Source organism: Mesorhizobium sp. M2A.F.Ca.ET.067.02.1.1, from assembly GCF_004023285.1.
Lineage (GTDB): Bacteria > Pseudomonadota > Alphaproteobacteria > Rhizobiales > Rhizobiaceae > Mesorhizobium.
Window position 1 is genome coordinate 1 of record NZ_RZSB01000176.1, and the last position, 9,123, is coordinate 9,123.

The following is a 9,123-nucleotide window of genomic DNA, read 5'->3' on the forward strand; positions in this document are numbered from 1 at the left end:
GCCGAGCGCATATAGGTCTCGGCCGTTCGCAGGTCGCCTTCGAGCACATAGGACATGCCGAGATTGGACAGCACCGAAGGCTCGTTCGGTTTGAGTTCCAGCGCCTTGCGGTAGTCCTGACGCGCTTCGTCCTTCTGGCCCATCTGGTCGAGGATCGCGGCTTCCGCCGACACCAGCTTCCAGTCCGGATATTCGGGCGTCTGCGCGCGGCGCACGGCGTCCAGCGCCGGCTCGAACTGGCCGTTGGCGGCGAGAGCCTTGCCATAGGCTGCAAGCACCTCGCGATCCTTGGGATAGGCGATCGCCAGCTTGCGCATCACGGCGAGCGACTGATCGGCATCGCCGTCCATCTGCAGCGCCGCCGCGAAATTCATCGCCATGCGCTTGTCATTGGGATTGCGGGCGTAGGATTCGCCAAGCCTCGACGTGGCGGTGTGCAGTTCGCCGGCCGACATCGTTTCCAGCGGCCTTCTATCGGAGCGCGAGATGGAGCCGGTGGTCATCTGGCTGGTGCTGCCGCAACCTGCCACGCTGGCTGCCAGTGCCGCCATGAAGGCTGTGCTGATCAGACGCTTGGCTCTATGGTTCAACGCTTTGATCGGCATCGGCGCCCGGTCTCCATTCCTGTGCGGCCATAGGCTGGCCGTCTTCCCTCCCGCAGAAATATTCTGTTAACCCTAATGGACCGTTAAGAAGCCGACTCATCCTGTTCGGCCGGAGATCATCGCATGCCTGTCGAACTCGTCGAACAAAAGCCGCAAGCCGCCTTGCCTGTCTATCTGGTGGCAAAGGACGCCCTTGAAGCCGCGGCATTGCCGCCGCCCGCCATCGCCTGGGCAAGAGCCAACGGTTTTTCCGGCGAGGCAGGGCGCACGCTCGTCCTGCCGGGCGAGGGCGGCGGTCTCGCCGGCGCGCTGTTCGGCATCGGCGACGGCGAAAGCGCTTTGGCCCTCGGCGCGCTCGCAAGATCGTTGCCGGAGGGCGACTGGCATTTCGCGTCGGCTCCCGCGCAGCCCGATCTCGCCGCGCTCGCGCTGGTCCTGGGCGGCTATGTGTATACGCGCTACGGCAAGAGGCCGGGCAAGGCCTTACGCTTCGCGCTTCCGGAGGGCGCGAACGCCGCGCATGTCCGCCGCGTCGCCGATAGCGTGTTCCTGACGCGCGATCTCGTCAACACGCCGACCAGCGACCTCGGTCCGGTCGAACTGGAAGAAGCCGCCCGGCAACTGGCGGCCGCCCATGCCGCCGATATTTCCGCAATCCACGGCGACGATCTTCTGGCGCGGAATTTCCCGATGATCCACGCTGTTGGCCGGGCTTCCGCCGATGCGCCGCGGCTGATCGACATGAGCTGGGGACCGAGCGCTGCGCCGAAGGTGACGCTGGTCGGCAAAGGCGTCTGCTTCGACACCGGCGGCCTCGACATCAAGCCGTCGTCCGGCATGCTTCTGATGAAGAAGGACATGGGCGGCGCCGCCAATGTGCTGGGCCTCGCTTCCATGATCATGGCGGCGAAACTGAATGTCCGGCTGCGCGTGCTGATCCCCGCCGTCGAGAATTCGATCGCCGGCAATGCCTTCCGTCCTGGCGACGTGCTGAAGAGCCGCAAGGGCATCACGGTCGAGATCGGCAACACGGACGCTGAAGGCAGGCTGATCCTGGCCGACGCGCTGGCGCTGGCCGATGAGGAACAGCCCGCCTTGCTGGTCGACATGGCGACGCTGACGGGCGCTGCCAGGGTCGCGCTCGGCCCCGATCTGCCGCCTTTCTACACCGCCGACGAGACGCTCGCGGCCGACATTGCCGCAGCCTCCGTGGCGGTCGAGGATCCGCTGTGGCGAATGCCGCTATGGCGTCCCTATGATGCGAAGCTTTCCTCAAAGATCGCCGACATCAACAATGTCACCACGGACGGTTTTGCCGGCTCGATCACCGCGGCGCTTTTCCTCAAGCGCTTCGTCGAGAAGACCCACAGCTGGGCGCATTTCGACATCTTCGCCTGGAACCCGGCCGACCGCCCCCACGGCCTGACCGGCGGCGAGGCGCAGGGCATTCGGGCGCTCGAGCGGATAATTACGCAGCGATTTGCCTGAGCAATTGGTAGGCGCGCCCGTTACTGAAACGGAACCGAAACAATTTGCCGGCATGCTTGGGCGATGTCGATCTCGATGCGCCCGAGCCAGGCCTTGCGACTGTGGCAGCAAGTGATGCTGGCCCAGGTGCGCGATGGCGAGCCCGATCTCACCATGCGCCAGACGGCGATCCTGTTCACCATCTATCTCGATCCGCCGCCGCACACGGTGCGAGGGCTTGCGGCAAAACTCAACGTCACCAAGCCGGTCATCACCCGGGCGCTGGACACCATGGGCGCGCTGAAGCTCGTCTCGCGCCACCGCGACGAGCTCGACAAGCGCAACGTGCTGATCCGCCGCACGGTGGAAGGCGCGCTCTTTGTCGAGCGCTTCGGCGATGGTATCGTCGCCAGGGCGTACGAACTGCCCATCTGACCTCACTGCCAACGACTGGATTATCGATTTGACCGCAAGGGATGCCCGCCTTCACGCCTTCCGCTCCGACCTTGCCGATGCGAGGCTGAAAGGCGAAGTTGCCGCCGACCGCTTCGTCACCGGCCGCCCGGCGCGGATCACGGCCTCGGTCGCCGACCTGCGCAAGGCGCCGCGCCCCGATGCGGGCGTCAACACGCAGGCGCTGTTCGGCGACGACGTGCTCGTCTTCGAGGACGCGGAAGGCTGGGCCTGGGTGCAGGCCGAGCGCGACGGCTATGTCGGCTATGTGGCGGACAATCTTCTTGGCGCGCGCGACCATGCTCCGAGCCACATCGTCTGCGTGCCGCGCACCTTCCTCTATCCCGGGCCGGATCTGCGCTTTCCGCTCAGCGGGCAGCTGTCGATGGGCTCGACCGTGACCGTGAGCGGCTCGGCCGAGACGCGGGGCACGCATTATGCGCTGCTGCCCTCCGGCCAGGCGATCATCGCCGGCCATCTGCGGCCGATCGCCGAGCTGGCCGACGACTATGTCACCGTCGCCGAAAGTTTTCTCGGCACGCCCTATCTCTGGGGCGGCGTCTCCGGCTTCGGCATCGACTGCTCCGGCCTCGTGCAATTGGCGATGCGCATGACCGGCAAGGATGTGCTGCGCGACTCCGACATGCAGGCGGCGTCGATCGGCACGCCCTTCGAGCCGGGTCCGGACTATACCGGCCTCCAGCGCGGCGACCTCGTGTTCTGGAAAGGCCATGTGGCGACCATGACCGACGAAAGGGACATGATCCACGCCAACGGCCACACCATGCTGGTCTCGCGCGAAGGGCTGAAGGAAGCGGTCGAGCGCATCGGCTATCTCTATGGTGGCCCAACCGGGTTCAGGAGGCCGTGATCTTCCTTCTCCCCGTTTCACGGGGAGAAGGTGCCCGAAGGGCGGATGAGGGGCGGCGCCGATGTTCGCGGTTGGCCGCTATTTCCCGACCTATCATCGTCTAACTAAACCATCATCTCGATCGCCGGCGCCGCCCCTCACCTGCCTGCCGGCATCCTCTCCCCGTAAACGGGGCGAGGAACGCCGATCCCCTTTTGTTCCGATTTTCCTTGGCGATCGCGTGCCGCCGCGCTACCTGTTGCGCGTGACCGAGCAGCCGCGCCTTGCCGAACAGAACGCCGCCGTCCTGCTGCCTGAGCCATTCGTCAAATGGTTCGGCCAAAAGGGCTGGTCGCCGCGTGCCCATCAGCTCGAGCTGCTGGCGAAGGCGCAAAGCGGCCAATCGGTGCTGCTGATAGCGCCGACCGGCGCCGGCAAGACGCTGGCCGGCTTCCTGCCGTCGCTCACCGAGCTCGCCAACCGTCCCAAGCGCAAGCCTGGCCAGGCCCGTCGCGCCATCCACACGCTCTACATCTCGCCGCTGAAAGCGCTGGCCGTCGATATCGAGCGCAATCTCGGCAAGCCGGTCGAGGAGATCGGCCTGCCCGTCACCATCGAGACCCGCACCGGCGACACGCCTTCGCACAAGCGCCAGCGGCAGAAGCTGGCGCCACCCGACATTCTGCTCACCACGCCAGAGCAGCTCGCGCTGCTGATCGCCTCGAACGACGCGAGGCGCTTCTTCGAAGACTTGCGCTATGTCGTGTTCGACGAGCTGCATTCGCTTGTCACCTCGAAGCGCGGGCATCTCCTGGCGCTTGGCCTGGCGCGGCTGCGCGCTTTCGTTCCCGATCTCCAGACCATCGGCCTGTCGGCAACGGTCGCCGAGCCCGACGAATTGCGGCGCTGGCTGGTCAGCCAGGCTTCTCCCGGTGCCATGTCCGAGCTCATCGTCGTCACGGGTGGCGCCAAGCCCGATATCTCGATCCTTGATTCCGAAGAGCGCGTTCCCTGGGCCGGCCATTCGGCCCGCTACGCCACGCCGGAAATTTACCGCGAGATCAAGCGGCACAAGACCACGCTGCTCTTCGTCAACACCCGCAGCCAGGCCGAGCTGCTGTTCCAGGAACTATGGCGCGTCAATGAGGATACCTTGCCGATCGCCCTCCATCACGGCTCGCTGGACGTCGCCCAGCGCCGCCGCGTCGAGAAGGCAATGGGCGAGAATGCATTGCGCGCCATCGTTGCCACCTCGACGCTCGATCTCGGCATCGACTGGGGCGATGTCGACCTAGTCGTGCATGTCGGCGCGCCGAAGGGCGCCAGTCGTCTGGCACAACGCATCGGCCGCGCCAACCATCGCATGGACGAGCCGTCGAAGGCGATCCTCATCCCCGCAAACCGCTTCGAGGTTCTGGAATGCCGCGCCGCGCTCGACGCCAACTATCTCGGCGCCCAGGACACGCCGCCATTGGTCAATGGCGGGCTGGACGTCTTGGCGCAGCACGTGCTGGGCTGCGCCTGCGGCGCGCCGTTCCATGCCGACGCACTGTTTGATGAGGTAAGGACCGCCGCGCCTTACGCCAGCCTGGACAGGCCGACATTCGACCGGGTCATCGACTTCGTCGCCACCGGCGGCTACGCGCTCAGGAATTACGAGCGCTACGCGCGCATCCGGCAGACCAGGGAGGGCTTGTGGCGGGTTTCAAATCCGGCCGTCGCCCAGCAATACAGGCTCAATGTCGGCACCATCATCGAAGTGCCGGCGCTCAATGTACGCTACGTCCAGGCCGGCAGCCGGGGGGCAGCCTCGCGCGGCGGCAGGGTGCTGGGAAAGATCGAGGAAGCATTCCTGGAGACTTTGACCCATGGCGACACCTTCATGTTCGCCGGCAAGATCCTGCGCTTCGAAGGCATTCGCGAGAACGAGTGCTTCGTCTCGAACGCGCCGGGCAGCGATGCGAAAGTGCCCTACTATGGCGGCGGCAAATTCCCGCTTTCGACCTACCTGGCCGAGCAGGTCCGAGCCATGCTCGACGATCCGCAACGCTGGAAGAAGCTACCCGAGCAGGTTGCGGATTGGCTGCGGTTCCAGGCGGACAAGTCCATCCTGCCGAAACGCGACGACCTGCTGATCGAGACTTTTCCGCGCGGCAACCGCTACTACCTCGTGGCCTATCCGTTTGAGGGCAGGCTTGCTCACCAGACGCTCGGCATGCTGCTCACCCGCCGGCTCGATCGCGCGGGCGCGAAGCCGGTCGGTTTCGTGGCCACCGACTATGCGCTGGCCATCTGGTCGCTGGCCGACATGGGCTGGATGTTCAAGAACAGAAAACCGTCGCTGGCCACGCTGTTCGATCAAGACATGCTGGGCGATGATCTCGAAGCCTGGTTTGCCGACAGCTGGCTCTTGAAGCGCACCTTCCGCAACTGCGCGCTGATTTCCGGACTGATCGAAAAACGCCACCCCGGCAAGGAGAAAAGCGGCCGCCAGGTGACCGTCTCGACCGACCTGATCTATGACGTGCTGCGCAGCCATGAACCCGACCATATTCTGCTGCAGGCCACCCGCACCGACGCTGCGACCGGGTTGCTCGATGTCAGCAGACTTGCCGAGATGCTCTCGCGCATTCGCGGTCGAATCATGCATAAGAATCTCGAACAGATATCGCCGCTCGCCGTGCCGATCATGCTCGAAATCGGCAAGATGCCGGTGAATGGCGAGGCAGACGAGACGTTATTGATGGATGCCGCCACCCTTGTCGAAGAGGCCATGGGGCCGGAGATGATCGACTGAAAGAGAGGGACGAAGAGGGGATGAATTTTTCGCTCTCACGCGCAACGCTGATCGCCGAGGCCGACCCTGTCGGTATCGCCGGCGAGCGCGCGATCTGCGATCGGCGTGGCGTTCTCTACTTCCCCGATCTGCGCCTGCTCGCGGTCTCCGACCTGCATCTCGAAAAAGGCTCTTCTTTCGCCAGGCGCGGCGCGCTGATCCCACCTTACGATACCGGTGCCACCTTGCTCAGGCTGCAGTCGGTGATCGCCGACTATCAGCCGCGCATCGTCGTCAGCCTAGGCGACTCCTTCCATGATGGTGGCGGCGCCGGGCGCATGCATTCGAGTTTTCGCGAACGCCTGGAAGCGATGATGACCGGTCGCGACTGGTTCTGGGTCGCCGGCAACCACGATCCTGAGGCGCCCGCTGACTTGCCCGGCGAGACGGTGAGGGAACTTGCCATCGGCTCGCTGCTCTTTCGCCATGAGCCCTCGAAGACGCGGATCGAGGGCGAGATATCAGGCCATCTCCACCCATGCGCGCGCATCGTCCAGCGCGGCCGCTCGGTCCGGCGGCGCTGCTTTGCCGGCGATGGCGGCCGCATGATCATGCCGGCCTTCGGCGCCTATACCGGCTCGCTCAACGTGCTCGACCGCGCCTATGCCGGCCTGTTCCGCCTGGAAACGCTGGTTGCCTATATGCTCGGCGCCGAGCGCATTTTTGCGATCTCCGGCTCGATGCTGCGGCCGGGCTGATACAGCTTCATCTGCCATAGTACAGCGTGACCGTGTGCTTCGCCTCGGCGAAGAACAGCCAGCGCTCGACCAGCATGCCGGCCAACTGACAAACAGCTGCAAGCACCGAGGCAATCGCCGCGAACGGCCAAGGCAGGGCGAAGGCGGTGACAAGCAGGACGGCGGGCGCAATGAATGCCAGCGTCTGCGTGATCCGTCGTAGCTTCGCGCTATGTTTGCGCGCGATGCGGAAGCCCATCTCCTTCAGCAGATAGTTCTCTTCCGTATGCGGCCATTCGATCGACCGCACCGTGCCGCCGGCGAGCCCGGTCGCGGTGTTGGCATTTGTCGGAATCTCCAGCCGGTCATTGTAGCGCCATGTCGCGAGCTTCCAGACCCAGCCGGCGAGGGTGGCAAGCAGGGCCCAGGCCAGCATCTCCGCTGAACCCAGCTCGAACCCCTGAAGCAGGGCGTTGGCGAGAACGCTTCCGGTCATGGCAGCAAAGATGAGATAGGCCGGCAACGTATATCGGCTGTGCCATTGCGCGACCGGCTTCAGCGAAGCGTAGATCATGCCCGTCGTGCAGACAGTCACGACGGCGCCAGCCGCCGCCAGCAGGCCGGCGGCCGCCACCCAGCCGCCGCTCTTGCCGAGAAACACCCAGCCGATGCCGAACAGCACGGCCGGGATGAAGGTCGCGACCGACGCCACGCCTTCGCGCGACAGCCACGAGCTGCGCCATTGCGAGAAGGCGCGCCAGGCGCGCCTGGGACGGCCGAGATGACCGGTGGAGGACAAAAGCCCGGCCACGATCAGCCCGAGCGCCAGCGCCATGCCGACAAGCCCAAGCCGGAAATCGGCGGGAATGAACCCCAACCCGCCAAGCAGGCCGAGCAGCGCCAACAGGCCGTAGCCGGCACCGGTGGCGGTTGTGAAGAAGACGACCGAGAAAGCGGGGTGCATGATCAGTTCGAAAGCACGCGGTCGATCCAACCGAGAAAGCCGCCCTCGGCCTTGATCGGCTCCAGCGCGGGCGCGTCGACCTTCGCCGCCCGTTCGCTGCGGGCGCGCGGCGGCAAATAGCGGTTGGTCGGCTTGTAGCCGAGTTCCGGCATCAGTGCCACGCCGCCACGCTCCTCGACGAGTTGCGAGATCGCCGAGGTGGGATCGCCGAGATCGCCGAAATGCCGGGCGCTGGTCGGGCAGGCGGCGACGCAGGCGGGCACGCGATCTTCCTCGGCCAGATTGTCGTTGTAGATGCGGTCGACGCAGAGCGTGCATTTCTTCATGACGCCGACATCCGCGTCGAACTCGCGCGCGCCATAGGGGCAGGCCCAGCTGCACAATTTGCAGCCGATGCATTTATCCTCGTCGACCAGCACGATGCCGTCGGAGGCGCGCTTGTAGGAGGCGCCGGTCGGGCAAACGGTGACGCAGGCCGGCTGCTCGCAATGGAGGCAGGAGCGCGGGAAGTTCACTGTCCGGCAGCCCCGCTCCGTCGTGTGCTCGTAGGCATGCACCCGGTTGAACCAGACGCCGTCAACATGTCCGCCATAAGGGTCGATGTCGGTCAGCGGCGCCATATGGCCGCCGGTGTTCCACTCCTTGCAGGCGGTGACGCAGGCCTGGCAGCCGACGCAGGTGTCGAGGTCGATGACGAGGCCGAGCTTCTTGTCGGTTTGGGCGGGAAGGCAGGTCATTCGGCGGCTTCCCTTTTCATGCGGAATTCCGCGCCGAAGCGAAGTACGTCGGGCGACGGTTCGAAATGCGGCGGCTGAGCAAAACGCTCGAATTGCGGTTCGGTGAAGCCGGCTTCCTCGGCCGAGCATTTGACGATCCGCACGCGCACGTCGAACCACGCCGCCTGTCCCGTGACCGGATCGGAATTCGAATAGCGCTTGCCGTTGGCATCGGCCGATGTCTGGTCGCCGATGATGTGGTTGAGCAGGAAGCCGCGATTGCTCTCGGCCGCATCGTCCTTCAGCGCCCAGCTGCCGCGCCGCTTGCCGATCGCGTTCCAGGTCCACACCGTGTCCGGGTTGACGCCGTCGATCAGCTTGATCTGGCCCTTCACCCTTCCGTTGATGCTTTCGATCCAAACCCAGTCGTCGTCGGCAAGGCCGAGCTTGCTGGCCGTCTGGCGATGCACGAACAGCCGGTTCTGGCTGGTGATCTGCCGCAGCCACGCATTCTGCGAACCCCAGGAATGGTACATATGCATCGGTCGCTGCGTC

Annotated in this window: 9 protein-coding genes; 5 read left to right on the forward strand and 4 right to left on the reverse strand. The window is 65.1% G+C overall.

Going from position 1 to position 9,123, the window contains the following annotated elements; genetic code table 11:
• Nucleotides 1-605, reverse strand: a 605-nt coding sequence (locus EOA28_RS14545; protein ID WP_128314987.1) for a tetratricopeptide repeat protein, incomplete at its 3' end; no start/stop codon positions are given.
• A 123-nt stretch (nt 606-728) separates the two neighbouring features.
• Here EOA28_RS14545 and EOA28_RS14550 point away from each other — a divergent pair.
• The 5 genes from EOA28_RS14550 to pdeM all read left to right on the forward strand — a co-directional run bounded on the left by EOA28_RS14550 (nt 729) and on the right by pdeM (nt 6,909).
• Nucleotides 729-2,093, forward strand: a complete 1,365-nt coding sequence (locus EOA28_RS14550) for a leucyl aminopeptidase family protein (RefSeq protein WP_127250801.1) — start codon at nt 729-731, stop codon at nt 2,091-2,093.
• 63 nt (nt 2,094-2,156) lie between these two features.
• Complete coding sequence (locus tag EOA28_RS14555; protein WP_042638647.1) at nt 2,157-2,507, forward strand: MarR family winged helix-turn-helix transcriptional regulator; 351 nt, start codon at nt 2,157-2,159, stop codon at nt 2,505-2,507.
• 28 nt (nt 2,508-2,535) lie between these two features.
• Nucleotides 2,536-3,396 carry an NlpC/P60 family protein gene (locus EOA28_RS14560; protein WP_189342044.1) on the forward strand — a complete coding sequence of 287 codons (861 nt, stop codon included), beginning with the start codon at nt 2,536-2,538 and terminating at the stop codon, nt 3,394-3,396.
• 244 nt (nt 3,397-3,640) lie between these two features.
• Complete coding sequence (locus tag EOA28_RS14565) at nt 3,641-6,172, forward strand: ligase-associated DNA damage response DEXH box helicase (protein ID WP_189342045.1); 2,532 nt, start codon at nt 3,641-3,643, stop codon at nt 6,170-6,172.
• Between the two features lie 20 nt (nt 6,173-6,192).
• Nucleotides 6,193-6,909, forward strand: coding sequence for a ligase-associated DNA damage response endonuclease PdeM (pdeM, locus tag EOA28_RS14570; protein ID WP_126079370.1), 717 nt, complete (start codon nt 6,193-6,195; stop codon nt 6,907-6,909).
• Between the two features lie 7 nt (nt 6,910-6,916).
• Here the strand turns inward: pdeM and EOA28_RS14575 are convergent, their stop codons facing one another.
• The 3 genes from EOA28_RS14575 to EOA28_RS14585 all read right to left on the reverse strand — a co-directional run.
• Entirely contained in the window at nt 6,917-7,852 is a 936-nt protein-coding gene (locus EOA28_RS14575) for a DmsC/YnfH family molybdoenzyme membrane anchor subunit (RefSeq protein ID WP_127250800.1), read from the reverse strand.
• Nucleotides 7,853-7,854: 2 nt separating this feature from the next.
• Nucleotides 7,855-8,589, reverse strand: a complete 735-nt coding sequence (locus tag EOA28_RS14580; protein ID WP_126079368.1) for a 4Fe-4S dicluster domain-containing protein — start codon at nt 8,587-8,589, stop codon at nt 7,855-7,857.
• A partial coding sequence (locus EOA28_RS14585) for a molybdopterin dinucleotide binding domain-containing protein (RefSeq protein ID WP_281060903.1) occupies nt 8,586-9,123 on the reverse strand: 538 nt, incomplete at its 5' end. The genes EOA28_RS14585 and EOA28_RS14580, both read right to left, overlap by 4 nt.

Excerpts from the sequence above, each read along its gene's own strand:
- EOA28_RS14555 (WP_042638647.1), top strand. The coding sequence starts at position 2,157 with ATGTCGATCTCGATGCGCCCGAGCCAGGCCTTGCGACTGTGGCAGCAA.
- pdeM (WP_126079370.1), top strand. The coding sequence starts at position 6,193 with ATGAATTTTTCGCTCTCACGCGCAACGCTGATCGCCGAGGCCGACCCT.
- EOA28_RS14575 (WP_127250800.1), bottom strand. The coding sequence starts at position 7,852 with ATGCACCCCGCTTTCTCGGTCGTCTTCTTCACAACCGCCACCGGTGCC.
- EOA28_RS14580 (WP_126079368.1), bottom strand. The coding sequence starts at position 8,589 with ATGACCTGCCTTCCCGCCCAAACCGACAAGAAGCTCGGCCTCGTCATC.
- EOA28_RS14550 (WP_127250801.1), top strand. The coding sequence starts at position 729 with ATGCCTGTCGAACTCGTCGAACAAAAGCCGCAAGCCGCCTTGCCTGTC.